Origin of the sequence: Dongia sp. (genome assembly GCF_041909655.1) — a bacterium.
Taxonomy (GTDB): Bacteria; Pseudomonadota; Alphaproteobacteria; order Dongiales; family Dongiaceae; genus Dongia.
This window is the reverse complement of record NZ_JAYRDA010000005.1, coordinates 269,630-295,047: the sequence shown is the minus strand read 5'-3', so window position 1 is coordinate 295,047 and position 25,418 is coordinate 269,630. Positions and strand designations below refer to the sequence as shown.

Sequence of the window (25,418 nt, the reverse complement as noted above, 5' to 3'; positions counted from 1 at the left end):
GTTTGTGTCTCAGGGGAGATTAGGCGAGACCAGCGCGCAAGCTCAAGCCATCTCCCTCAGGCCATCTCCGGCAACTTCATCCAGTTCGGAACACTGGCCGTGACTCGGGTGCCGTTTGCATCGACGCCATTCTCGCTGAGCGCATCGAGATGTTCCAAGCGGATGAGGGCGAGGCCGCGTTGGCCGTCGCTGGCACGGATTTCACCAGCATCCTTGCCGTCGAGCAGGAGGTCCGTACCGGGGGGCAGGGTGGGACCATCGAATTTGACCGGCAGCAGGCGCTTCCGGACAAGGCCGCGATACTTGGTGCGGGCTGTCAGTTCCTGGCCCATATAGCAACCCTTCTGCCAATCGACGCCGTTCATCTCGTCGAAGCCGGATTCAAGCAGGATAGATTTGTCGGGGATGAGATCCTCGCTTCCTTCCGGCACGCCGAGACCGTAGCGCCATTGACGGAAGGCGCCTGAGGGTGCCGCCTCGAATCCAAGCGCCAGCATGGCCTGTTCGGCACTGGCGCGCGGCAGGAAGGCGCGGGCGCCGATGGCGGCGAGGCGCGGATCGGTCAAGACGATGCCGCCATCCAACGCCTTGGCGGCGCCCGGCTCGGCGTTCAAGCCGAGGCGTGCGAGGGTGTCGCCGCCGAACAGATTGACGACAACAAATTCTGCGTCGAGATCCTCCAGCGTCACCTGGGAGCGTAGCTTGAACATTTTGAGACGCTTCAGGAGATCAGCGCGGCGGCCACTCTCGGCATCGAGGAGATAGCGTGTGCCGTTGCCAACCAGCATCAGGTCGTAGGCGAATTTGCCCTGGGGCGTCAGCAAGGCGGCGAAGACCGCCTGCGTGTCGCTGATGCGCTTGGTGTCGTTGCTGATCAATCCCTGCAGGAACTCCGCGCGGTCCTCGCCGCCCACGGCGATCACGGCACGGGTTGGATTGAACTCGAAAAAAGCCTTGTCTGTCATGTGGCTATGCGCTTCTCTGAAAACTCTATGCTAATAGTTGGAAGCGCTGCTCAAAAAGGCAAGGGAGAAGTCTCTGCATGGCGGTCAAGCGAATCGGCATTCTGACCAGTGGCGGCGATTGCGCCGGCCTCAACGCCGTCATTCGTGGGGTTTATGCCCATGCCAAGGGGCATTTCGGCTGGGACGTCGTGGGCATCCACAATGGCACGGCAGGCCTGCTGGCCCGCCCGGTCGAGGCGACCGAGCTCGATGACCGGGTGCTGGGTTCCGACATGCTGCGTCAGGGCGGCACGATTCTGGGCACCACCAACAAGGGCGATCCCTTCGATTTCCCGATGGATGATGGGCGCAGGATCGATCGATCCGCCGAGGTCATCGACGGCTATCGCGACCTCAAGCTCGACGCGCTCATCGGGATCGGCGGCGATGGGTCGATGGCGATCCTGCGGCGCCTGGCGCAGCAGGGCGGCATCAATCTGGTGACCGTGCCGAAGACCATCGACAACGATCTCGGCGCCACCGAGGTATCGATCGGCTTCGAGACGGCGGTGCAGACGGCCACGGAAGCGCTCGATCATCTGCAGCCGACGGCGGCCAGCCACAGCCGCGTCATGGTCTTGGAAGTGATGGGGCGCGATGCCGGCCATATCGCTCTTTCGGCTGGGATCGCGGGTGGCGCCGATATCATCCTCATCCCCGAAATCCCCTATCGATTTGCGGCGATCGAACAGAAGCTCGCCGCCTTGCGCAAACGCGGGCGCAATTTCGCCCTTATCATCGTCGCCGAGGCCGTCAGGACCGAGGATGGCCAGTCGATCACGGCGGTCCATAGCGGCGGCGGCAAAGGCGTGAAGACATATGGCGGTATCGGCCACTACATCGGCGAGGAAATCGCCCAGCGCAGCGGCGCCGAAACGCGGGTGACCGTGCTGGGCCATGTGCAGCGGGGCGGCACGCCAGAGCCCAAAGACCGACTGCTGGGCTCAGCCTTCGGCGTGCATGCGGTCGATCTGATTGCAGCCGGTAAATTCGACCGCATGGTTGCCTGGCGCGAGCGTGAAGTGGTCGACGTCCCGATTGAATCGGCGATCGAAGGTTATCAGGCGGTCGATCCCAAGGGTACCCTGGTCAAGACAGCGCGCGGGGTAGGGATCAGCTTTGGCGATTAGATTGAGCCCGGAAGATTTCTGGTCGTTCAGCCTGGCGCTTTATTGCCGGGCGCCCGTGGCACAGGCCTGCTTGTCCTTGCAAGACCGGCGCGGCGCCGATGTCAATCTGCTCCTGGCAATCTGCTGGCTGGCGGCACGGGGATATGAAGCCAGTGTCGATGCCCTGCCGGCGGCCATGGCGGCCGCCGATCCCTGGAATGAGGCCATCCTGAAGCCATTGCGATCAACTCGCCGCCGTCTCGGTGCGGATTTTTCCGATATCGCACAGGCGGATCAGCAATCCATCAAGCACGGCATCTTGTCGGTCGAACTGGAATGCGAGCGCGTGGCGCAGCAGAAGATTGCCGCTGCGCTGGAGCCCTATGCGATAGAGCTAAGCCATGCGCCGGTGCGCGATCTAGCGGCCACGGGAATCGACCGCTATCTCGCACAAATCATCGGCGTGCCGGACGAGCAGGACCGGGCTGATGCCGCCGCGATCCTGGCACAGCTTTGACGGATTATTCCGCAGCGCCGCGGGCGAGCTTTGGGCTTGATAGGATGGGGTGCCGGGCGTGATCCAAAGCTTGTGCGGATTGGCGATCCTCGGTCAAAAGCCGATCTGGCGGCAGCAGCATGGTGACCGTGGTGCCCACCCCGAGCGAGCTGGCGACATGGAGGCGGCCGCCGTGGAGTTCCAGCAACAGCTTTGAAATCGGCAGACCGAGGCCCGTGCTGGTCTGGCCGGTATCATTCTTGAGCGCGGTCATGCGCTTGAGATGGTCCTGGCTTTCCAGGCGATGGAAGGGGATCGTGACCCGGTCGATCTCGGTCTTCGACATGCCGATTCCGCTGTCGCTCACGCTGATCGCAAGGCCGCCATCGATGCCGCGCTCGGCGCTGACGACGACGCGGTTGCCGGCGGTGGTGAACTTGACCGCATTGGCAAGCAGGTTGCCCAGAACCTGTCGAAGTTTACCGTAATCGCCATGGAGTGGCGGCAAGTCGGTGGCCACATCGGCGTTGACGAGGATCTCATCGGCCAGTGCCGCCGGAATGATCTCTTCGACCGCTTCGACGACCAGCTTGGTTATGTCGACGGTTTCTTCCGTCAGCTCGATATCGCCGGCTTCAAGTTGGGAAAGATCGAATACCTGCGTCACGAAATTCAGCAGATGCCGGCCGCGGTCGTGAATGTGCCCGACATATTCCTGATATTGCGGATTGCCGACCGGGCCCAGCACCTGGAGCTTCATCATCTCGGAATAGCCGATGACGGTATTCAGGGGCGTGCGCAATTCATGGCTCATATTGCCAAGGAAGCGGGTCTTGGCACGGTTGGCCATCTCGGCGCGATCTTTCGCGATGGAGAGGTTTTTGATGAGGTTCTCGTTGCCGAGGAGGAGGGCGACGTTGTCCCTGAAACCGTCATTGAGATGCCGCGCCATGGACCACAGCAGCAATCCCCAGAAGACGACGAAGGCGCCGATGAGCCAGCTCGGCTCGCCCTCGAACCAGATGAGATTGATGCCGAAGGGGGCGAGGGCAGGGATGGTGAAGGCAGCAAAGGCGATGAGACTGTTGGTATAGCCGGCGATCGCGGAGGCGGAGAGGGCCGCCATCATGAAAGCGGCGACCAGCCGGCTGTGGTCCGGCCCCATGCTGGTGATGAGAAGGACCGACGAACCCCAGAGCATCCCGGCGACACCGGAGCCGGTCGCGAAGGCATAAACCCAATACCTGGCCTCGCCGACGCTGCGAGGCCGGGACAGATAAAGCTTGGCAAGTGCGAAGCGCAGCATGGTCCAGCCGAACAAAGTGCCGGCCCAGAGCAGCAGATGGAAATGATCGGCGCTGGTCCAAAGCGAGATGGTCAGCAGAAACATGGCGCCGAGATTGGCGATGAGAAGGGGGCGCGTGCGCCGGTAGAGGCTGGAGATCAGCTCCGCCTCGATTTCGCTTTTCGTCACCTTTGCCATCGTGGTTGGTGCCATGTCGGCCAGATGCTCCACGTGCCAGTCCCGTCTTCCGGCATTGCTTACGCGCAGGCTGACGATGCTGGATTAATGAACGGCTAAAAACTTAGGAATTCCCTTGATTAAGGCCAATAAATATCACAATGGTGATGGCTCTAGGCGGGTGTATACAGTTCCGGTAAGTTGGCTGCGGCGCGTGGGCCATCGGAGCTTGAGCGCGGATTGACGTTTGGGGCCCACCATGAATCACGATCTGGTCGCATCGGGACCCACTCCCCGGCAGCGCCACCTCGCCTTGCTCGGCCTCTATGCCAGCATTTTCGCCTTCAGCGTTTCATTCGGCGGCCTCGTCCCCTGGATGGCGCTGGACATGGAGGCGCGCGGCGTCGATGCCACCGTGATCGGGCTGGTGGCGGCCGCGCATCCGCTGGGCGTCTTGCTGATGGCCCCGTTCACGCAGCGCATCGTGCGGCGTTTTGGCAGCGGCAATGCCATGGTCTGGTGCACATTGATCGCGGTCGTGACCCTCGTTCCTCTGGCCGTCTCGGATTCCGTCGCTTTATGGCTCATCCTGCGTTTTGTGAGCGGCCTCGCTGGCAGCGTGCCCTGGGTCGTCACGGAAACCTGGATCAACGTGGCGGCGACGGACCGCAATCGCGGCCGGGCCGTGGCGATCTATGCCGCCATCATGGCGGCCGGTTTCGCGGCAGGACCCATCTTGCTGCATTGGGCGGCGGTCATCGACATCTCGCCGCTGCCGCTGTTCATTCTGCTGCAGGTTCTGTCGCTGATCATCATTTATGCGCTGCGGCGCCGGGCGCCGGATTTGGAAGATAGCGGTGGCGCCAATTTGCGCGGCGTATTCCTGGCACTGCCAGCCTTGTTGTCGGCGGCTTTCGTCTCCGGCGCCCTCGATGCCGCCTTCTTCAGCTTCCTGCCGATCTGGGGATTGCGGGCCGGACTGGATGCGGATTTCGCCCTGATGCTGCTCAGCATCTTCATCGCCGGCAATGTCATCCTCCAGTTTCCGATCGGTTGGCTGGCGGATCGCGTCGGGCCCCTGCCGGTTCTGCTGGGCTGCGGCGGCGCATGCATTCTGGCACCGACCATCATTCTGCTGGGTTTGTCCGCCTTTCCGTTTCTGCTGGCTATCGTGGCCTTTGTCTGGGGCGGATGCGTCTGGGGCACCTATTCCGTGGCACTGGTGTCGATGGGGCGGCGGTTCTCCGGCGGCTATCTGGTGGTGATCAATGCCGGCTTCGTCATGGTCTACACTTTCGCCAATATCGCCGCGCCACCTCTGGCGGGTGTTGCGATCGACCTGTGGAACCCGCATGGGCTGATGCTGGTGGCGCTGCTGGTGGCGGCCAGTTTCACGCTTCTCGTTGCGCTGCGCCGCAAGGAATTCTAGCGGCCGCGCTTCTTCGCATTCTTGTCCCAGCGCGTGACCTGGTCGAGATGCAGGCCGAAGAGGTCGAGCACGCGCCCGAGGCTCTGATCCACCATCTCGCCGATCGATTGCGGCTGGGCGTACATGGCCGGCACCGGCGGCGCGATGATGCCGCCCATTTCGGTGACACTCGCCATGTTGCGGATGTGGCCCAGATGCAGCGGCGTTTCGCGCAGCATCAGGACGAGGCGCCGGCGTTCTTTCAGCACGACATCGGCCGCGCGCGCGATCAGCGTCGGCGTGACGCCGCTCGCGATCTCGGCGAGAGACTTGGCAGAGCAGGGGGCCACGATCATGCCGAGCGTCAGGAACGATCCCGAGGAAATGGGTGCGGCTAGATCCTCGTTGGCGTGGCAGTAATCGGCAAGCGCTTTCACAGCGGCCACCTTGTGGCTGGTCTCGTAAGCGAGCGTCACTTCGGCCGAGCGCGACATCACCAGATGAGTCTCGATCATCGTGCCTTTGAGCAATTCTAAAAGGCGGATGCCATAGATGATGCCCGAGGCACCGGTGATGCCGATGATGAGCCGGGCCGGCGGGTGAGTCGTGCCTGCCCGTGAGCTTGTTTTTGGGGAATTCTTTTGCTTTGCCATTGGCTTGTCGTGCGGTGCTGAGGATGGTGATGAGACTAGATGACTCGTGGAGCGAAGGATGTGGGAATCTTTGGTCAGGGTCGCTTCATCAATTTGGGCATTTTTGCCGCCTAACCTTGAACCTCGCGGCTCACTGCCTCATTTACTTAGGAACAGGATTGGCGTTAGCATTCGCATCTACAGGGAACCAGCAAAGAGAGATCAGGATCAACGCAAATCCGAGTTCTGCAACGATGAGGGAGAAGGATATGGCGACGACTGCGCACGCGAATTCGCTCAAGTCAAAGCATGCCGATCTGGACGCGAAGATTGCCGATGAAGAACGGCGACCCCACCCGGATGAGGCCGCGCTCCACGAACTGAAGAAGCAGAAACTCCGAATCAAAGACGAACTGGCTTCCCTCGAACGGGTCCACTGAAGACCCTTTATCCTTATCACAGATAGATAACCGCCGTCGCAGGGTCCAAGCGGACCCTCCGGCGGTTATTTTATTTTTTATATCATATTGTTAGTATCAATTATCACTATTGGTAGCGATTCAGGCGTCGAATAACCGCTGGAGTGGGTTAAGAATCGTAGTTAATCTAGACAACAGACGTGATTTGGCATCTGGAATCTCATGAAATCGATCTTCGAGCGGTATCTGACCGCCCTGCGCAAAACCGCTCTCGATAGCAAAACCGAGCATACCGACCGGTCGGCCTTAGAGGCTTTGCTAGGGGAGTTTGCGAGCTTGTCGGGTCCTGGAGTTGCGGTGCAGCATGAGCCTAAGCGCATCGCAGCCAAGGGTGCACCGGATTTCAAGGTCAGCAAGAAGGGCTCAATCCTCGGCTATGTCGAGAACAAGGCGATCGGCGAGAATCTCGATCAGGTCATCAAGTCGGAGCAAATCAAGAAATATCGCTCCCTTTCCAGCAACATCCTGCTGACGGACTACCTGCAATTCGTCTGGCTCGACGACAAGGGTGTTCGCGGCCGTGAAACGCTTTGTTTTGCCAGCGATGTCGAGAATCACCGTTACAAACTGCGTGACGACAAGGTCGAAGCGGTCGGCGCGATCCTCAAAGGTTTTTTCTCCAGCCCGCCGCAGGGTATCGGCCGGGCACACGATCTGGCCTTGGCCCTTGCCACGCGGAGCCAGTTGTTGCGCGATTTTATGGATCAAGAACTCCACCGTCAGGAGAAGGTGCACCGCGAAGGTCGACTCTATGGGCTCTATCAGGTGTTCAAGGCGCAGGTGTTCCATGAACTGGAGCTGTCAGAATTCGCCGACGCCTTCGCGCAGATGCTGGCCTATGGGTTGTTCTTGGCCCGGCTCAATTCTGGGAAAGAGCCGGTAACGCTTACCAATGCGCGACAATTCGTACCCGGCTCCTTCGCGCTCATCCGGGAATTGGTTCAGTTTGTTGAAGATCTACAAGGCAGTGACTATGCCGAGATCCGCTGGGTGGTCGACGAGGTTCTGTCGATCGTCAATGGCCTCGACCTAGCCGCCATTCACAAGGACCTATCTTTCCGGAACCGCAAGGCCACCACCCGGAAGGTTCGTGCTCGAGACGAGGAGGAGCACCGCCTGTTTGAGCGCGATCCCTTCATCTATTTCTATGAAGATTTCCTGGGCAAATATGATGCCAAGATGAAGAAAGCACGGGGCGTCTATTACACCCCGCCACCCATCGTCAATTTCATTGTCCGTGCTGTCGACGACATTTTGAAGGAAACATTCGGGATCAAGACCGGCCTCGCCGATCACAAGCGGGTAACAGTGCTGGACTTCGCCTGCGGTACTGGGACTTTTCTGGTCGAGGTTCTGGAAAGAATCTTCGAGAATACCGGTGGGGCCGATTCCGCCAAGGCTAGCACGCTGGTGCGAGAGCATATCCTTAAAAACATCTATGGTTTCGAATACCTTCTTGCGCCCTATACCATCGCCCATTTGAAGCTCAGCCAATATCTGGCCGACAAGGATCACCCCCTGACCGGCGACGAGCGATTACAGGTATTCTTGACCAACACCCTGGAGCCAATCGAGCCACAGAGGAATCTCTTGCTGCCAGAATTGTCCGCAGAGACCGCTGAAGCACAAGCGGTGAAGGACAAGCCCATTCTGGTTATTACTGGTAACCCTCCCTATTCCGGGCATTCAAAGAATAAAGGGGAATGGATTACGGCCTCAATTGAAGCTTATCGAGAGGGATTTCCAGAACTCTCTAAGCCAGGGCAGGGCAAGTGGTTGCAGGACGACTATGTTAAATTCATCCGCTTCGCGCAAATGAAGATGGATGTAGTGGAAGAGGGGGTCGTTGGCATAATTACTAATCATTCCTGGTTGGATAATCCGACTTTTAGAGGAATGAGGAAATCTTTGTTGGATACCTTTGATCAAATTTACGTGCTTGATTTGCATGGTAGCGCGAAGAAGAAACAATCACCAGATGGTGACGAAGATCAAAACGTATTTGATATTGAGCAAGGCGTTTCAATTTCTCTTTTCATCAAAAAGAAAGACCTTGGAAAGGCAGTTTTACATTCGGATGTATGGGGATCGAGACTAGAAAAATATGTATCTTGCGCCGAGTCTAGTATAGCCAAGGTGAGGTGGACGGATTTGTCGCCAAGTTCACCCAGTTACCTATTCATACCTCGCAATATCGAATTGGCCTCTGAGTACGAGAAGAATTGGGCAGTATCGGAAATATTCTCGAGAAATGGCGACCCTGCACCTAGCTTGGTCACTACTCACGATCAATTTGCCATCTCATTTTCGCGTGACGAGGCTGTAGAAAAAGTTCGGTTGCTTCTTGCTACTGCATCGGAATCTGAGGCTCGCCAGATTTTTCGGCTGTGCTCGCAGAGTCAATGGAACTATCTGAATGCGAAGCAAGCGCTGGCGAAATTAGATGTCGAGGCGCTGGCAAAACCGATAACTTATCGACCGTTTGATGGACGGTGGACGATTTGGGATTCAAATGTCGCCGTTCATAGGCGCGAACGGGTCATGCGCCATATGATGTTTGACAACGTCGGACTTTTGACTTGCCGCCAGCTTGCTTCAAATGAATGGCTTCATGTGTTTGTGGCGCTTCAACCTACGGATGACTGCGTTGTCTCCAATCGTACTAAGGAGCGGGGATATTTGTTTCCCCTTTATCTTCACCGCTCCCCTGAAGGTGTGCGCAGGCCACGGGCGGATCTGTTTGGAGATGCGGATCCCTTCGGAGACTTCGATCGGGTAGAGAATGTTTCTCCTGCTTTCCGGGAGTGGTTGAACAATAGGTACGAGCACAATTATGCTCCAGAGGAGCTATTCGGTTACATTTATGGTGTTCTTCATGCACCGAGTTACCGAGCTCGTTTCGCCGAGTTTCTTCGTGGCGACTTTCCGCGAATTCCATTCCCGCAAAAGAGGACCCACTTCGATACACTGTCAAAGCTCGGATGGGATCTGGTGCAGAAACATCTGCTGCGCGACGTTCCGGCGTTGAAGCTCGGTGTCTATCGTGGCAAGGGTGACAACCAGGTGGAGAAGCCGCGCTATGTCGCGGCTGAGCAGGCGGTCTATATCAACGACCGTCAGCATTTCGCCCCGGTCCCGGCCGAGGTCTGGGATTTCCATATCGGCGGCTATCAGGTGATCGACAAGTACCTCAAATATCGTAAGGGACGCATGCTATCCCTGGACGAAATCAACAATGTTGAAAACATGGTGAACGTTCTCGCCTTTACCATCGCGCAGATGGAAAGGATCGACGCTGCATATCTGGCCGCTTTCGGGGATCCAGCCGGCTGAGGCGGCTCGATTTGGCGCTTTGAAGCAGTTTTATTGCCACTTGACCCGCCCGCCGGTGGCTGGTTAAGGTTTTGCCATGAGCAACCTGACGCAAATTCTGGCCCTTTCGCTTCGACTTACCGCCCCGGCGTGCTGAATCGCGCCGGCCGCGTGGGCTTTTGCCCTTCTGCCAGAATTGTGAACCTACCCGTCAGGGATTGCCGATGATCCGGAAAATCGTCATAAGCGACAGTGTGTTAGGGGTCCGTTGGAAGCCGCGCGCGAGCCTTTCCTCGCTTAGCTTCCGCCGTCGGTAGCATCGCGACCTCCCCCGGCCCGCTTGAGAGCGTGGACCAGGACGGGGAGACCGGCGGCGGCGCGAATAGTCGCTTCATCAATGACCCCAATGACCTATTCGAGGAATACCCGTCATGCGTATCGATCCCGCGACCAAGTACAAACCGTTTCAGCCGATCCCGCTGCCCGACCGACAATGGCCGGGGCGGGTCATCACCGAGGCGCCGATTTGGTGCTCTGTGGATCTCCGGGACGGCAACCAGGCCCTCATCGAGCCGATGGGGCCGGAGCGGAAGCTCCGCATGTTCCGGACACTGGTGAAGATGGGCTACAAGGAAATCGAGATCGGTTTCCCCTCGGCCAGCCAGACCGATTTCGATTTCTGCCGTGAGCTGATCGAGGGTGGCCATATTCCGGACGATGTCAGCATCCAGGTGCTGACCCAGGCGCGCGACCACCTCATCGCCCGGACCTATGAGGCGTTGCTCGGCGCCAAGCGGGCGATCGTCCATGTCTACAACTCGACCTCGACCCTGCAGCGGCGGGTGGTGTTCAACCAGGACATGAAGGGTATCAAGGAGATCGCCGTTCATGGCGCCACGCTTGTACGCGACATGGCCGCGAAACAGCCGGGCAATACCGATTTCACCTTTGAGTACAGCCCGGAGAGCTTCACCGGTACCGAGATCGATTACGCGATCGAGGTCTGCGAGGCGGTGATGGATGTCTGGCAGCCGACCAAGGCGAAGCGCTGCATCCTCAATTTGCCGGCAACCGTCGAGATGTCGACGCCCAACATCTATGCCGACCAGATCGAGTATTTCTGCCGCAACATGACCCGGCGCGAGGCGGCGATCATATCGCTGCATCCCCATAACGATCGGGGCACTGGCGTTGCCGCTGCGGAACTGGGTGTTCTGGCCGGCGCCGACCGCATCGAAGGCACCCTGTTCGGCAATGGCGAGCGCACGGGCAATGTCGATCTCGTCACCTTGGGTCTCAATTTGTTTACCCAGGGCATTGATCCTAAAATTGATTTTTCGGATATCAACGAACTGGTCCGTACCGCCGAGTACTGCAATCAATTGCCGGTACACCCACGCCATCCCTATGGCGGGGACCTCGTCTTCACGGCCTTTTCCGGATCGCACCAGGATGCGATCAAGAAGGGCTTCGCCGCGATGAAGCAGTCCAATAGCGGCGAATGGGCGGTTCCCTATCTGCCGATCGACCCCGCCGATGTCGGCCGGTCCTACGAAGCGGTGATCCGCATCAACAGCCAGTCGGGGAAGGGCGGCGTCGCCTATGTGCTGGAGACCGATTACGGCCTGCAATTGCCGCGGCGCCTGCAGATGGAGTTCAGCCAGGTCGTGCAGGACGCCGCCGACAAGACCGGTAAGGAGATTACCGCGAGTCAGATCTGGCAGGCCTTCAACGACGAATACCTGTCATTGGAACAGCCCTATGCCTTCGTCAACCATCAGACCCTGTCGGATTCCCATGCCAGCGAGATCCGCAATCTGACGGCGATCGTCCGCGAAAACGGCAAGGAAGTCACGATTTCAGGCCGAGGCAACGGCCCGATCGATGCTTTCATGGATGCCCTGCGGCGGCATTCCGGCATCCAGCTCAAGGTTGTGGATTACCGCGAGCATTCGGTCGGCGTCGGCAATGACGCCAATGCGGTGGCCTATCTTGAGACGCAATTGCCGGACGGCCGTTCGGTCTATGGCGTCGGCAAGGATTCCAACATCGTCACGGCCTCGCTGAAGGCGATCATCAGTGCCACCAACCGGGTGGCGGCAGGCAAGGTGCGCGAACTCGCGGCCTGACGGGTTAAATTGCCTGATTTTTGGGCCGCCTGGGCTGACGCTCAGGCGGCCTTTTTATTTTGCGACGATAAGACGCCTCGACCGCACAATATTGAACCTGCTATTTGTGTGGAAATGGTGAGAGCCGCCGAAGCGGCCAGCAGGATCAGGTTGGGAGACGGCAGATCATGTCAGGCGTTTTTGAGACCATTTACCGCCAGTCGATCGACGACAAGGAAACATTCTGGGCGAAGGCGGCCGAGGGCATCGACTGGGTCAAGGGCTGGGAACGCGTCCTCGATGACCGCAACCCGCCCTTCTATCGCTGGTTTCAGGGTGCCGAGATCAATACCGCCTATAACTGCCTGGACCGGCATGTGGCCAGCGGCCGGGGCGATCAGGTCGCAATCATCCATGACAGCCCTGTCACGCAAACGATCCGCAAGATCACCTATCGTGAGCTGACCGACCGGGTCGCACGCTTTGCCGGCGCCCTTGCCGGGCTTGGCGTCACCAAGGGCGACCGGGTCATCATCTACATGCCGATGGTACCCGAAGCCCTGATCGCGATGCTGGCAAGCGCAAGGCTAGGTGCCATCCATTCGGTCGTGTTCGGCGGCTTCGCCGCCAAGGAATTGGCCACCCGCATCGACGATTGCAAGCCGAAGGTCGTGGTCAGCGCTTCCTGCGGCATCGAGATCTCGCGTGTGATCGCCTACAAGCCGCTGCTCGATGCGGCGATCGATCTTGCCACCCACAAGCCGGCGCATTGTATCATCCTGCAGCGACCGATGGAGCAGGCGCGCCTGATCTCCGGACGGGATGTCGATTGGGCGGAAGCCGAAGCGAATGCGGCACCCCATGGCTGTGTGCCGGTCGCTGCGACGGATCCGCTCTATATCCTCTATACCTCCGGCACGACAGGGCAGCCGAAAGGGGTCGTCCGTGACAATGGCGGCCATGCCGTGGCGCTGCACTGGACCATGCGCAATATCTACAACATGAAACCGGGCGAGGTTTACTGGTCGGCCTCGGATGTGGGTTGGGTGGTGGGGCATTCCTATATCGTCTATGCGCCGCTGCTTTATGGCTGCACCACGGTTGTTTACGAAGGGAAGCCGGTGGGGACGCCGGATGCCGGGGCCTTCTGGCGCGTGATTTCGGAGCACAAGGTGGCGACCTTGTTCACAGCGCCCACAGCCTTCCGGGCGATCAAGCGCGACGATCCCCATGGCGAGCTCATCAAGAAGTACGACATCAGTTCCTTGCGCGCGCTGTTCCTGGCCGGAGAGCGCTCTGACCCGGCGACGCTGGAATGGGCCGAAGCGCAGCTCAAGGTTCCCGTGATCGATCACTGGTGGCAGACGGAAACCGGCTGGGCGATCGCCGCCAATTGCCTGGGCATCGAGCTTCTGCCGGTGAAGCACGGCTCGCCCACGCGTGCCGCCCCAGGTTGGGATGTGCGGGTCCTGGGGGATGACGGCCATCCGGCAAAGCCGGGCGAGATCGGCAACATCGTCTGCAAACTGCCGATGCCGCCGGGCGCTTTCCCGACCTTGTGGAATGCGCAAGAGCGCTATCTCAAGAGCTATATGAATACCTTTCCCGGTTACTATCAGACCTCGGATGCAGGCTTCATTGACGAAGACGGCTATGTCTCGATCATGGCGCGCACCGATGACATCATCAACGTGGCGGGCCATCGCCTCTCGACCGGTGGCATGGAAGAAGTGCTGGCGAGCCATCCCGATGTCGCCGAATGTGCCGTCATCGGCGCCCATGACGACCTCAAGGGGCAGGTGCCGTTGGGCTTCCTGGTCCTGAAGGCTGGCGTCGCCAAGCCCAGTGACAAGGTGGTCTCGGAAGTGGTGCAGCTGGTGCGGGACAAGATCGGGCCGGTGGCGGCCTTCAAGAGCGCCACCGTGGTGGACCGCCTGCCCAAGACCCGGTCCGGCAAGATCCTGCGCGGAACCATGCAGAAGATCGCCGACGGCAAGGATTATGCGATGCCGGCCACGATCGACGATCCGGCCATTCTGGGCGAGATCGAGGACGCCTTGCACGATATCGGCTTCGCCAAGAAAACCTGATACCGTAAAAAAAACCTGATACCGTAAAAGTCGCTATACCTATTTACATTTCCCCTTAAGGTTGCCATCCTGTTCCAGGCGGCACTCTTGGTGCTGCCGGCACATGGGCGATCCGTCTCTGGGGGAATGCATGAATCTGTCCGCAACCGCGCGGCTGGCGCGGTCGAGTGTTGTTCTGTCCTTGTCGTGTCTGCTGCTGATTGTCGCGGGCTGCAGCGGGACGAATGTCGTGCCAGTGGCTCAGTTGCCCAGTGTTGCCAAAGCCGGCGATACACTGGCACCGATTGAACTGGACCGTATCGTCTTCAATCTGGAACGCGGCCAACAGATCGGTACCTATCGCGGAAACATGGGCACGACTTGCGCCGGCAGCACGCTACCGCCAGATCCCATAAATTGGTGGATGGGGCGTGCGGTCATCAAGGATGACGATCTTGATGCCGCCTTTGGCAAGGAACTGCTCCGGGCGGGATACAATGTCGTTGGCGATCCGAACCAACTCTTTGCGGCCATGTCAGCCGGTGCCCAGCAAGCGGAATACCTGATTGGTGGCCGCGTGGATCATGTCCTGATGGAGGTCTGCGACGAGTATGATTACTGGACCCATCGCAGGCGAGGGACGCAGAGCGGCAAGGTCTCGATGGACGTGACGTGGCAGGTGTTTTCGACTTTGGAACGCAAGGTGGTTCTGGAAACCCGCTCAAGCGGATCGGCCATTTTGGAAACGGGAGTTCCGGACGGCGAGGTCGAATTGCTGATTCGGGGCGTGGCTGCCGCGGCGGCCAATCTCGCGGCAGATCGGAACTTTCATGCCGTGTTGCTGACCAAGTCATCCGTTCAGAAGAAAGCTGCGACCGTCGACGTATTTGCGCCTCAGCCGCCGATCCTGATTCCGCGTGTCTCCGCTTTCGAGGGTGGCGTGGCCGCCAATATGAGTCACATCCAGGCCGCGGTGGTGACGGTCCGTAGCGGCACTGGGCAGGGGTCGGGTTTCTTCGTAACGCCGGAATTGATTCTGACCAACGAACATGTGGTCGGCAAGGGCGCGCGCCACAAGATTCTGCTGATCGACGGCCGCGAGATTTACGCAACCACCCTCCGGCGCGAAGCGGGGCGGGACGTGGCTTTGCTGCAGGTGGAGCAGGGCGCCTTTCCACCCCTTCCGTTGCGGCTCTCCCTGCCGAACCTCGCTGAGGAAGTCTATGCCATCGGCTCACCGCTCGATGAAAGCCTTGCCGGCACGGTAACCAGAGGCATCGTCAGCCAGCTCCAGCGCGATCCACAGGGCTTGGAGCTGATTCAGGCGGATGTATCAATCCATCCCGGCAGCAGTGGCGGACCGCTTCTGGACGCCCAAGGCAATGTGATCGGCCTGTCGCAATCTGTCCTGACCGACGGGACGGACCATTCGATCGGCATCAATTTCTTCATTCCGATTGCAGATGCGCTACGATTCCTAAGCATTCGTCGGGAATAGGCCGCCCACACGAGAATGTACCGAGCGCGATATAGTTTTTCGCGCAATGGCCTCTCGGCAGAAACCCTTAGTTGTGTTAGGTTAATAACGAGAAGCGTCAGCAGGGCAATGGGCTGTCGCGAATTTCTGGCTTCGATCATCCACCAATCTTCTTCGCTGGATTGATGGATGAGCGGCTATTTATTCGTGGGCGCCGAACCTTGCAATGCAGATGATGACAGAGCAGCTTCGCTGGCTCACAGCTCGGATATCAAGCATCCGCATGGCCGTCGCGGGACTGATGATCTGTACATATGCCGGTGCTGCGACGGCGCTGGAGCCGGGGCGGGATTACGGCTGCACCACACCCATCAGAATCGGCGTTTATGAATTCGGCGCCTGGTACGCTCAGGGCAAAGGCGTGACGGTTGATCTGTTCGATGTGATCTCCGCCTATACGGGATGTACCTTCGAACTGGTAGAGCTACCTCGCGAAGATGTCTGGTTTGCGATGAGCAAGGGTGACATTGACGTCGTGCCAGGCAGTATCTGGACCAAAGAGCGTGCGAAACTGGCCCGCTTTGTTACCTATGTGAACGTTCCTAACTTGGCGATCATACGCCGCGATGGCCCGGATAGATCACAATCTCTGGACGCGTTCCTTGCCCAACGATCCGGAACAATCGGGCTGATCGACGGCTTTCTCTATGGCAGCTATTTCGATTTTCGCCTGCAGAGCACGCTCGGTGACGACCGTATTGTTGCGGCAACCAGCCCCGCAATTCTGTTCGAGCTCCTGCGCAGCGGCGCCGTGGAGTTGGTTCTCGCTCCATCGATTCACTACTTCTACTATGTCTCTGAAATGGAGCGGCAGGCGTCATTCGAAGTTCTCGACACGTCAAAAGCGGAGGCGCAGCAGAGCGGTTTTGCGCTTTCCCGGGCAAGGTTTTCCGGGCCGCAGGCGGACAATTGGATGAGGATGGTCGAGAAGCTGTTGCTCGATGGCACGATCCGTGAAGTGATCGGCCGACACCTGCCGCCGCGACTTGCCAATTCGATCATGACAAGGTGATCAGATTCATGAACGAGCCGGACAATAAAGCAAGGAATTCTGGGGGAAGCCGTCCGTTCACGCTCCCGCTTCACGTGCTGGCGGCAATTGGCGCGACCGCACTTCTGGCATTGTTAGTCGGGATTTTTACCTGGTCGGGTTATCGCGGCTCGCAGACCATGCTGCTTGCCGCCTCCGACGAAAGCAGCCGGTATATTCGCGAAGCCATCGCCGAGAAAGTCCAGCGCGTCCTCGCCCCGGCACGCAACCAACTGACCCTTCTGTCGCATAGTGCCCTTGCCTCGGCGGACAATGTGTCTCGCCGCCTTGACGAATTGCCGCTGGTTTTCGATGCGCTGGAAAGCGACCAGATCACTGATGCACTCTATGTCGGCTACCCCAGTGGCGAGTTCATCCTGTTTCGCCCCTTACGTGATCGGGCCGTGCGCGAAAAATTGAAGGCGCCTGACAACGCTTTTCTGCTGGTGCAATCGGTTTCGCTGGATGCGGTGGGGGCGATGGCAGGCGAGTTTCGCTTCTATGACCCCAATCGCCAGCTGATCGACGTGCAATTCATGCCGGATTATCGTTACGATCCCCGCGTGCGCCCGTGGTACCGTATGGCGGAGAAGACAAAGGGCTACATCTTTACCGAGCCCTATGTCTTCTTCACCACCAAATCTGTCGGCGCCACCATGGCACTGCAATCTGCCAACGGTGCCGTCGTCGCTGGCATCGACATTACGCTTGCCTCCATCGCCACGGAAATCTCTGGCCTGCGCACGACACCGTCAACGGAGCTGGTTCTGTTGGGTCCGGGCGGCCAGATTGTCGGCTATCACGATACCGACAAGATGACAAAGCCGCGGCAGGACGGTTCCTTGCGGCTTGTTTCACTGGATGAGATGGATGTGCCGGTATTGCGCGCCGCGAGCTCATATCTCGGCGGATTGGAAGCGAGCGTCGAAGTGGAGGCGGACGGCAGAGTCTGGCGCGTGAGTTTTCAGAGAATTCCCATCCAGGGAACAGACATGTTGACTCTGGTTTCGGCGATTCCGAATGACGAACTGTTCGCCGGTGCGCGGGAAGTAGTTCTCCGCCAGATGATCATTGCCGGCATTATTTTTCTGCTTTTCATACCCATTAGCTGGCTGGCCTCGCGGCAGTTGGTAAAGCCACTGAATCGCTTGGCGAAGGAAACCAAAGCGATTGCCGCCTTCGATTTCAGCCGCGATGCCAAAATCAGGACGATCGTCTCGGAAGTGGCAGATCTCGGTGGATCACTGGATATGATGAAAGGAACCATTCGCCGGTTCCTGGAAATCGGGCATGCCCTGACGGTGGAGCGGGAAGTGCAGCCGTTGCTCGACCGTGTGTTGCGCGAGTCGATCGATTTGGTCGAATGCGATGGCGGCGCCGTCTTTCTGCTGGATGAAGAAGATCGACGCCTGGTGCCGGAAGTCGTGCGTTGGCGGGGCGACAAGATGGATATTTCTCAAATTCATCTTCACGCGATTCCCCTGCAGGGAACCGGTATTCAGACCGAGATCGCTGAGGTGTTGCGTGAGAAAGAGATCAAGCTCATTGAACGACGCTTGGATTATGATGAACTCGATGTGCTTGGTTTACGGGAACTCGTTGAGCATGAGGAAGCGATCCGGATGGCGCTGGTCGTCATTCCGCTGGTCAACCGCAGTCAGGGGGTTCTTGGAGCCATTCTTCTCATCAACGCTATCCACCAGGGCGAAAAACACTGGAAGATCGGTGCCCGCTTGATGGAGCTTGTGCGTGCCGTCAGTGCGAGTGCCGGCATCACCATCGAGAACAAATTGCTTCTGCAGGCGCAGAAAGACCTGATGAATGCGCTGATCAAATTGATCGCCGGGGCCATTGATGCAAAATCGACCTATACTGGCGGCCATTGTGCGCGTGTGCCTGCCCTCACGCGGATGCTGGCCGAATCCGCCTGCCGGCAACAGAGCGGGCCGTTCGCCGAGTTCAAGCTGAGCGACGAAGAATGGGAGGCGGTAGATATCGGTTCCTGGCTGCATGATTGCGGCAAGGTCACGACCCCGGAATATGTGGTCGACAAGGCGACCAAACTGGAAACGATCTATGATCGCATCCACGAAATCCGCATGCGCTTCGAGGTGCTGAAACGCGATGCGGAGATCGCCTATTGGCAGGGGCTCGCAGAAGGACGACCTGAGTCGGAATTGCAGGCCACATTGGTGGCCGCGAAGAGGCAACTGGATGATGATTTCGCCTTCATCGCCGTGTGCAATGAGGGTGGCGAATTCATGGATCCAGCACATATCGAGCGCTTGAAAAGCATTGCCGCGCGCCATTGGCGGCGGACGCTGAGCGACCGGATCGGTATTTCCTACGAAGAAAAGCGTCGCAAGGACCGGATTCCCGAGCCAACCCTACCCGTCGATGAGCCCTTGCTGGCCGATCGCGATGATCACATCAGCTATCGCGAAGAGAAGGAGCGTTACGGCCCCGACAATGCCTGGGGTTTCAAGCTTGATGTTCCCACCTTCAAAATGAATCGCGGTGAGGTCTACAATCTCAGTATCGGTCGCGGAACTCTTACCGAAGAAGAGCGCTTTACGATCAACGATCACATCATGCAGACGATCATCATGCTGGAGAGCTTGCCGTTGCCGCCGCACCTCAGGAATGTCCCGGAAATCGCCGGCGGCCACCACGAGAAGATGAATGGCACCGGCTATCCGAAAAGATTGAAGCGGGAAGAAATGTCGCCTGTTGCCCGGATGATGGCGATTGCCGATGTGTTCGAGGCGCTGACGGCCGCCGACCGCCCCTACAAGAAGGCGAAGAAACTCAGCGAAGCGATCAAGATCATGGGGTTCATGAAGAAGGATCAGCATCTCGATCCAGATCTTCTGGACCTCTTCTTGAAGGACGGCGTTTGGAAGCGCTATGCAACCAAGTTTCTGGACCCAGCCCAGATCGATGAGCCCGATATCGATGCGGTGCTGAGCATCAAGCCCGCCGCCTGACACGTAAAGAAAGCCCGCCGACAATTCATGTCGGCGGGTTTTGAACGACTTGAAGCCGGAGAGATCAGCCGCGGCGATGTTGGCGCGGTGGGATCCCTTGAGCTTTGCCGCCTTCGGCACGAGCGCGATAATCGATACGCGGGCGTTGGCTGTCCTGACGCACCGGCTCCGACTTGGGCTCGCCACCGCGGTTGGATTGCGCGCGGCGCAGATCCGCCTCGAAACGGCTTTCATCGGCACGAGGTTCCGGCCGCGGGTTATGGCCACGCGCGTCATGCTGGCGTTCCCGCACCTTGTGATCGCGACCGCGGTGACTGTTCTGGTCGCGGCCCTCGCCATCGCGCGCTTTGTGTTCGGTATGGGCGCGGCGGGGCTCCTGGCTGCGCTCGCCGCGCGGCTTGCTATCACGGCTTTTTTGTTCGCCATGGGCACGGCGCGGTTCCTGCGACCGCTCGCTACGAGGCTTGCTGTCGCGTGCCTGCGCATCGCGAGACTGGCCATCGCGCCGGCCGTTACGTCCGGATTGATTGCGGCCATTCTGCTGGCGCGGGGCACGGCGCTCTTGATCCTGACGGATGGATTGCGCGCGGTGGAGCGAAATCTGTTCACCGTCGCCGCCTGTCTCGGCGCTACCCGCAGACAGCGGGTGATCATCGACCACGGGCAGCTTCATGCGGACGATCTTTTCAATGTCGCGCAGCAGACTGCGCTCGTCGCCGTCGCAGAGGCTGAGGGCGACGCCAGCATTGCCGGCACGGGCCGTGCGGCCGATCCGGTGGACATAGCTTTCCGGTTCGAGCGGGAGCTCGAAGTTCACGACATGGCTGATGCCGTCGACGTCGATACCGCGCGCGGCGATGTCGGTGGCGACGAGGACCTTGACCTGGCCGTTACGGAAGGCGTTGAGGGCATGCTGACGCGCATTCTGGCCCTTGTTGCCGTGGATCGCGGCGCTGGTCAGGCCGTCCCGTTCGAGATTCTCGGCGACCTTGTCGGCACCGCGCTTGGTGCGGGTGAAGACAATGGCGCGGCTGACCTCCGGCGCACGCAGCAATTCGGTGAGCAGACGGCGCTTGTTGGCCTTCGGCACCATATAGATCAGCTGGTCGATACGCTCGGCGGTGGTGGATTGCGGCACCACTTCAACGCGCTTCGGCTTGGTGAGCAGGCTGTTGGCGAGTTCCGACACGTCCTTCGGCATGGTGGCGGAGAAGAGCAGGGTCTGACGGCGGGCCGGCAGAGCTGCTGTGATCTTGCGGATGTCGCGGATGAAGCCCATGTCGAGCATACGATCTGCCTCGTCGAGAACGAAGAACTCGACCGAAGAGAGCGTGATGTGACCCTGGTTCATCAGATCAAGCAGGCGGCCCGGCGTGGCGACCACGAAATCGATGCCGCGGCGCATGGTGGTGACCTGCGGAGCCTGGCCGACGCCGCCGAAGATGACGGTCGAGCGCAAGGGCAGGTGGCGGCCATAAGTCTTGATGCTGTCGCTGATCTGGACGGCAAGCTCGCGCGTCGGTGTCAGGATCAGGGCGCGCATGGATTTCGGCTGCGGTTGCTTCCGCTGCGCCATCATGCGCTGAAGCATCGGCAGCACGAAAGCGGCCGTCTTGCCGGTGCCGGTTTGGGCAAGACCGAGGAGGTCATGGCCTTCGAGAAGATATGGAATGGACTGCGCCTGGATCGGCGTCGGCGTGACGTATCCGGATTCGGTGACCGCCTGCATCAAGGGCTCGACCAGATTGAGGTCGGCGAATTTCGCAAGCGGGGCAGTCTGGGTATCTATGGTTTGGGTATTCAAGTTCGTTTCCTTAGGGCGTGTAATGTCATGCCGCTAAGAAACATGCGCGCAACCCAATGCGGGCGCGCGGACGGAATCCGGCGGGCGAGCCCGAGGCGCGCCGCTCAGGAATCTATGACAGGGGGTTCTGTATCTCAGGACGGACGCCGGTAAACAGCCGTTAACTATTCGGCCTATCTCGTGGCGTAAGCGCGCAGTCGCGAGAAATGCATGCGGTATATGGACGTTCGGCAGAGATATGTCAAGTCAATTGACGCAACTGCCTGGAATCGCTCAATCCGGCTTGATCTTGTAGAGCGTCGCCGACCATTTCAGGAAGGCCGAGAAATCGGCATAGCCGATCTGATACTGGCCGCTGTTGTCGCGGATCTTGCCCCCGAATTCGAGATATGGGTTCTCGGTGGGTGCATAGATTTTCGGGTCGTTGACGATGAGTTGCAGATTGTCTCCGGTTCCGTCGGTACCGACGATCAAGACGGCGCGCTTCTCGGTTTTCGTCTCGCCTTCATTCCGCGCCGGTTCGATCTCCACCAGGATCGGGCGCTCGAAGCGGATTTCGTGCACGACCTCGTCCGGCGGAATCGTCGTTGCCGCTTCCCAACGCATGGCGATCGGCAATTCGCCAAAGGTTTCGCGGGCATATTGCGAATAGCCTTTGACCACACGGCTTACGGCGCTGAACTCGCTTTCCGAAGCGGGCTTGCGGCAATCCTCATTCCCGGTCAGGAAGAAGGCGATGCTGCATTGCATCTCCGCTGGCCCGGTATTGGGTACATCGTAATAGACCATGATCATCTCGGCGATCGCCGCCCAGGCCTGGCCCGGCGCCGTTTCCGGATATGGAGGAATGTCCAACAATGCCTCGGCGCGCGCGGGTGCCGTGACGATGCCGGAAAAGGCGGCCAGGAGGAGAGCCCCGGCGAGGGATTTCCAGAATACGGTTGGTTTCCAGAACATGGGCGATTCTCCGACCAAAGTGGTTGGACAAGCATTCTTGCTGGCGGCGCCCATAAGGGCAAGGCCGTGGTGTTGACAAGATCGCGAGCCCTGGCGCATGCATGGGCGCGATTTTGTTCCGACCCATTTCATTCCTATTGGGCCAATTCCGGAGTGCCACGACCATGAAGATCGAGAAGATTCTGAAACCCCTGGGGCTCGATGCCAAGGCGCTGAAGAAGGGTGACCTCATCGTCCGTTCGCCCATTACCGGCGGCGAAATCGCCCGCCTGGTTTGCGATGATGCCAAGGGTGCCGCCAAGAAGATCGCCCGCGCGCAGGCCGCCTTCCTTGCCTGGCGCGAGGTGCCGGCGCCCAAACGCGGCGAATTGGTGCGCCTGCTGGGGGAAGAACTGCGTAGCCACAAGGCCGCGCTGGGTGCTCTGGTCTCGATCGAGGCTGGCAAGATCACGACCGAGGGCCTGGGCGAAGTCCAGGAAATGATCGATATCTGCGATTTCGCCGTGGGGCTTTCGCGTCAGCTTTATGGCCTTACCATTGCTTCCGAGCGCCCGGGCCATCGCATGGCGGAAACCTGGCATCCGCTGGGTGTCGTTGGCGTCATCACGGCCTTCAATTTCCCGGTCGCGGTCTGGTCGTGGAATTCTGCACTGGCCTTCGTCTGTGGCAATTCGGTCGTGTGGAAGCCCAGCGAGAAAACGCCGCTGACGGCACTGGCCTGTGGCCAGATCCTGAAGAAGGCAGCGGCACGGTTCACCCGGGAGACGGGCGTCAAGGTGCCCGATGGCCTCCTCGAAATTCTGGTCGGCGGGCGCGAAGTCGGCGAAACCATGGTCGACGATCCGCGCGTGGCGCTCGTTTCCGCGACCGGCTCGACCCGGATGGGCCGCGAAGTGGCCCCGCGCGTGGCGCAGCGTTTCGGCCGTTCGTTGCTGGAACTGGGTGGCAACAACGCGATGATCGTCTGCCCCAGCGCGGACCTCAAGCTTGCCGAGCGGGCGATCCTGTTCAGCGCGGTAGGGACCGCCGGACAGCGCTGCACCAGCCTGCGGCGACTCTTCGTGCATGAAGATGTCTATGGAAAGCTCCTGCCGCGTCTGAAGAAACTTTATGGCATGGTGACGATCGGCAACCCGCTCGATGCCAAGACCCTGGTCGGGCCGCTCATCGATGCGGCTTCCTTTGAAGGCATGCAGAAGGCTCTGGGCCAAGCTAAGACCGAAGGCGGCAAGATCACCGGCGGCGAGCGTGTCAGCGTCAGTGGCTGTGCCAATGGTTATTACGTGAAGCCGGCTCTGGTGGAGTTGCCGAAGCAGAGTGCCGTGATGAAGCACGAGACCTTCGCGCCCATTCTCTACGTTGTGAAATATCGCGACCTCGGCGAGGCGATTGGCCTGCAGAATGATGTGCCCCAGGGCCTGTCCTCCTGCATCTTCACCCGCGATGTGCGTGAGGCCGAATTGTTCACCTCCGATGTCGGCTCGGATTGCGGCATCGCCAATGTCAATATCGGCCCGTCGGGTGCCGAAATCGGTGGCGCCTTCGGTGGGGAGAAGGAAACCGGCGGCGGCCGCGAGAGCGGCTCGGATGCCTGGAAGGCCTATATGCGGCGGGCCACCAACACCATCAACTACTCCGACCATTTGCCGCTGGCACAGGGCGTCAAATTCGACGTCGGCTGAGCATCCGCAAAGCTAGATGAATTGACGGGGCGCGGTTTCAACCGCGCCCCGTTTTTCTTAGCGAACAGCGGGTACCACGAGCCAGATCCGCTCGATCTGGTGCCGATAGGCGATGATGAGGCCGATCACCGCGGCCGAGCCGGCCAGAAACAGGAAGAGGCCATTAGGCCCCCAGGCTTCCATGGCAAGGCCCGCGCCGATCGGACCTATGGCCGTGCCGACGCCGTTGACGAAGAGCAGGACGCCCGCCGTGCTCACCGTGCAGCCGCCGCTCAGGCGGTCGTTCGCCAGGGCGGCACCGAGGCCATAGATCGGCGCCATGATCGCGGTCAGCAGGCCGAACAGAATCACCAGCGCCATGAAGCTGGCGCCCGAGAAAATGAACAAGGCGGTGCTGAGCGCGATGCTCAAGGCGATGATCGCCTTGGCGACACTGAGACGCTCGCGCGACCGATCGGAGATGAAGCCGATCGGGAACTGGCCGGCGATACCCGCGATGGCCGCTACGGTCAGCATCAGCGAAAGGTCGGTGGTGTCGAGCCCGGTCTCGATCGCATAACTCGGCAACAGGCCATGGAGCGCGCCGCCTTCGAGGCCCGAGCCGAAACAGATGATGAGCGCCACGGAGGGAGCGGTGCGGAACTGCCGCAGGCTGAGAGAACCGCTGCTGGGAACGGGCAGTTCGGTGGCGCGCGACAGCAGGACAGGCAGGGTGGCGACGCAGACCAGCACACCGGCGATGATGAAGCTGACCATGCCGCCGGTCCCCTCGGCCAGCACCGCGAGGGGCGAGGCACCTGCCGTCAGCCAGGACGCGGTCATGTAGACGCTGTAGAGCCTGCCGCGATTGCCGCGGCTGGCCAGCGTGTTGAGCAGGCTTTCGGCGATGGTATAGACGCCGGCCATGGCAAAGCCGCAGATCACCGACAGAACCAGCCAGAACATGACATCGAACAGGATGGCATGGGCGAGCAGGCTCGCCCCGGCGAGCGCGGCGAGGGCGGCCACTGTCTGCCTGCCGCCGAGGCTGGCAATGAGATGCCGGCAGATCTGGGTGCCAGCGAGATAGCCGATGGAATAGGCCGAGGCGACGAAGCCGATCATCCCCGTCGAGACGCCGTTCTCCTCCAGCCGCAGGGAGATCAGCGGCGAGACCAGCGCCAGGGCGGTCTCAAACCCAGCCACCGCGATCAAGGCCGGCAGGAACAGGATCAGGGATGCACGCATGGGAGTTACTCCGGGTATTCACCAGCGCCGGATCACCTGCGCTGGTCATTGGCACAGCAAGGGGGAAGCGGGCCGGGCCCGGATCGGCCGCCCGATTCGGAACGCAATGAAGCTC

16 protein-coding genes and 1 pseudogene are annotated in these 25,418 nt (G+C 59.7%); 11 read left to right on the top strand and 6 right to left on the bottom strand.

All coding sequences use genetic code 11. From position 1 onward, the window contains the following. Positions 1-56: 56 nt before the first annotated feature. A complete protein-coding gene (locus ACE3PR_RS12495) occupies positions 57-965 on the bottom strand; it encodes a folate-binding protein YgfZ (RefSeq protein ID WP_374372330.1) in 909 nt (302 codons plus the stop codon). Between the two features lie 77 nt (positions 966-1,042). On the opposite strand from ACE3PR_RS12495, the gene ACE3PR_RS12490 reads away from it, so the two are divergent. Together ACE3PR_RS12490 and ACE3PR_RS12485 are read left to right on the top strand one after the other, a co-directional pair. Further along, positions 1,043-2,134, top strand: coding sequence for an ATP-dependent 6-phosphofructokinase (locus ACE3PR_RS12490; protein WP_374372328.1), 1,092 nt, complete (start codon positions 1,043-1,045; stop codon positions 2,132-2,134). Position 2,135: 1 nt separating this feature from the next. Next, positions 2,136-2,630 carry a TIGR02444 family protein gene (locus ACE3PR_RS12485; RefSeq protein WP_374372326.1) on the top strand — a complete coding sequence of 165 codons (495 nt, stop codon included), beginning with the start codon at positions 2,136-2,138 and terminating at the stop codon, positions 2,628-2,630. Between the two features lie 4 nt (positions 2,631-2,634). Here ACE3PR_RS12485 and ACE3PR_RS12480 read toward each other — a convergent pair whose 3' ends face one another. Then, positions 2,635-4,107 (bottom strand): sensor histidine kinase, encoded by a 1,473-nt coding sequence (locus ACE3PR_RS12480; protein ID WP_374372324.1) that lies wholly within the window; start codon positions 4,105-4,107, stop codon positions 2,635-2,637. A 223-nt stretch (positions 4,108-4,330) separates the two neighbouring features. Between ACE3PR_RS12480 and ACE3PR_RS12475 the strand changes: the two genes are divergently transcribed. Then, positions 4,331-5,500, top strand: coding sequence for an MFS transporter (locus tag ACE3PR_RS12475; RefSeq protein ID WP_374372322.1), 1,170 nt, complete (start codon positions 4,331-4,333; stop codon positions 5,498-5,500). Here ACE3PR_RS12475 and ACE3PR_RS12470 read toward each other — a convergent pair. Beyond that, the gene (locus tag ACE3PR_RS12470) at positions 5,497-6,132 is read right to left on the bottom strand and encodes a UbiX family flavin prenyltransferase (protein WP_374372320.1); all 636 of its coding nucleotides are present in this window, start codon (positions 6,130-6,132) and stop codon (positions 5,497-5,499) included. The genes ACE3PR_RS12475 and ACE3PR_RS12470 overlap by 4 nt on opposite strands. 248 nt (positions 6,133-6,380) lie before the next feature. On the opposite strand from ACE3PR_RS12470, the gene ACE3PR_RS12465 reads away from it, so the two are divergent. The 7 genes from ACE3PR_RS12465 to ACE3PR_RS12435 all read left to right on the top strand — a co-directional run bounded on the left by ACE3PR_RS12465 (position 6,381) and on the right by ACE3PR_RS12435 (position 19,633). Further along, entirely contained in the window at positions 6,381-6,551 is a 171-nt protein-coding gene (locus ACE3PR_RS12465) for a YdcH family protein (RefSeq protein ID WP_374372317.1), read from the top strand. A gap of 201 nt (positions 6,552-6,752) precedes the next feature. After that, entirely contained in the window at positions 6,753-9,923 is a 3,171-nt protein-coding gene (locus tag ACE3PR_RS12460; RefSeq protein WP_374372315.1) for a type ISP restriction/modification enzyme, read from the top strand. Between the two features lie 410 nt (positions 9,924-10,333). Next, positions 10,334-12,031, top strand: a complete 1,698-nt coding sequence (gene leuA, locus ACE3PR_RS12455) for a 2-isopropylmalate synthase (RefSeq protein WP_374372312.1) — start codon at positions 10,334-10,336, stop codon at positions 12,029-12,031. Positions 12,032-12,198: 167 nt separating this feature from the next. Further along, positions 12,199-14,100 (top strand): propionyl-CoA synthetase, encoded by a 1,902-nt coding sequence (locus ACE3PR_RS12450; protein WP_374372310.1) that lies wholly within the window; start codon positions 12,199-12,201, stop codon positions 14,098-14,100. A gap of 130 nt (positions 14,101-14,230) precedes the next feature. Next, positions 14,231-15,577, top strand: a complete 1,347-nt coding sequence (locus tag ACE3PR_RS12445) for a S1C family serine protease (protein ID WP_374372308.1) — start codon at positions 14,231-14,233, stop codon at positions 15,575-15,577. A gap of 205 nt (positions 15,578-15,782) precedes the next feature. Next, positions 15,783-16,628: a substrate-binding periplasmic protein gene (locus ACE3PR_RS12440; RefSeq protein WP_374372306.1), complete on the top strand. Its 846-nt coding sequence runs from the start codon at positions 15,783-15,785 to the stop codon at positions 16,626-16,628. Between the two features lie 8 nt (positions 16,629-16,636). Continuing rightward, complete coding sequence (locus ACE3PR_RS12435; protein ID WP_374372304.1) at positions 16,637-19,633, top strand: HD domain-containing phosphohydrolase; 2,997 nt, start codon at positions 16,637-16,639, stop codon at positions 19,631-19,633. A 448-nt stretch (positions 19,634-20,081) separates the two neighbouring features. On the opposite strand, the pseudogene ACE3PR_RS12430 reads toward ACE3PR_RS12435, so the two are convergent. Together ACE3PR_RS12430 and ACE3PR_RS12425 are read right to left on the bottom strand one after the other, a co-directional pair. Then, a pseudogene (locus ACE3PR_RS12430) lies at positions 20,082-21,362 on the bottom strand (DEAD/DEAH box helicase); the annotation flags it as partial. 348 nt (positions 21,363-21,710) lie between these two features. Further along, on the bottom strand, positions 21,711-22,394 hold the full coding sequence (locus tag ACE3PR_RS12425) for a hypothetical protein (RefSeq protein ID WP_374372302.1): 684 nt from the start codon (positions 22,392-22,394) through the stop codon (positions 21,711-21,713). Between the two features lie 164 nt (positions 22,395-22,558). Here ACE3PR_RS12425 and ACE3PR_RS12420 point away from each other — a divergent pair, with 164 nt between their 5' ends. Further along, a complete protein-coding gene (locus ACE3PR_RS12420; protein ID WP_374372299.1) occupies positions 22,559-24,076 on the top strand; it encodes an aldehyde dehydrogenase family protein in 1,518 nt (505 codons plus the stop codon). A gap of 57 nt (positions 24,077-24,133) precedes the next feature. Here the strand turns inward: ACE3PR_RS12420 and ACE3PR_RS12415 are convergent, their stop codons facing one another. Further along, positions 24,134-25,303 carry an MFS transporter gene (locus tag ACE3PR_RS12415; RefSeq protein WP_374372297.1) on the bottom strand — a complete coding sequence of 390 codons (1,170 nt, stop codon included), beginning with the start codon at positions 25,301-25,303 and terminating at the stop codon, positions 24,134-24,136. Between the last annotated feature and the right edge of the window lie 115 nt (positions 25,304-25,418).

Coding starts and splice junctions, on each gene's coding strand:
- ACE3PR_RS12440 (WP_374372306.1), top strand. CDS start 15,783: ATGCAGATGATGACAGAGCAGCTTCGCTGGCTCACAGCTCGGATATCA.
- ACE3PR_RS12420 (WP_374372299.1), top strand. CDS start 22,559: ATGAAGATCGAGAAGATTCTGAAACCCCTGGGGCTCGATGCCAAGGCG.
- ACE3PR_RS12435 (WP_374372304.1), top strand. CDS start 16,637: ATGAACGAGCCGGACAATAAAGCAAGGAATTCTGGGGGAAGCCGTCCG.
- ACE3PR_RS12445 (WP_374372308.1), top strand. CDS start 14,231: ATGAATCTGTCCGCAACCGCGCGGCTGGCGCGGTCGAGTGTTGTTCTG.
- ACE3PR_RS12460 (WP_374372315.1), top strand. CDS start 6,753: ATGAAATCGATCTTCGAGCGGTATCTGACCGCCCTGCGCAAAACCGCT.
- ACE3PR_RS12480 (WP_374372324.1), bottom strand. CDS start 4,107: ATGGCACCAACCACGATGGCAAAGGTGACGAAAAGCGAAATCGAGGCG.
- ACE3PR_RS12495 (WP_374372330.1), bottom strand. CDS start 965: ATGACAGACAAGGCTTTTTTCGAGTTCAATCCAACCCGTGCCGTGATC.
- ACE3PR_RS12470 (WP_374372320.1), bottom strand. CDS start 6,132: ATGGCAAAGCAAAAGAATTCCCCAAAAACAAGCTCACGGGCAGGCACG.
- ACE3PR_RS12475 (WP_374372322.1), top strand. CDS start 4,331: ATGAATCACGATCTGGTCGCATCGGGACCCACTCCCCGGCAGCGCCAC.
- ACE3PR_RS12465 (WP_374372317.1), top strand. CDS start 6,381: ATGGCGACGACTGCGCACGCGAATTCGCTCAAGTCAAAGCATGCCGAT.
- ACE3PR_RS12450 (WP_374372310.1), top strand. CDS start 12,199: ATGTCAGGCGTTTTTGAGACCATTTACCGCCAGTCGATCGACGACAAG.
- leuA (WP_374372312.1), top strand. CDS start 10,334: ATGCGTATCGATCCCGCGACCAAGTACAAACCGTTTCAGCCGATCCCG.
- ACE3PR_RS12490 (WP_374372328.1), top strand. CDS start 1,043: ATGGCGGTCAAGCGAATCGGCATTCTGACCAGTGGCGGCGATTGCGCC.
- ACE3PR_RS12425 (WP_374372302.1), bottom strand. CDS start 22,394: ATGTTCTGGAAACCAACCGTATTCTGGAAATCCCTCGCCGGGGCTCTC.
- ACE3PR_RS12415 (WP_374372297.1), bottom strand. CDS start 25,303: ATGCGTGCATCCCTGATCCTGTTCCTGCCGGCCTTGATCGCGGTGGCT.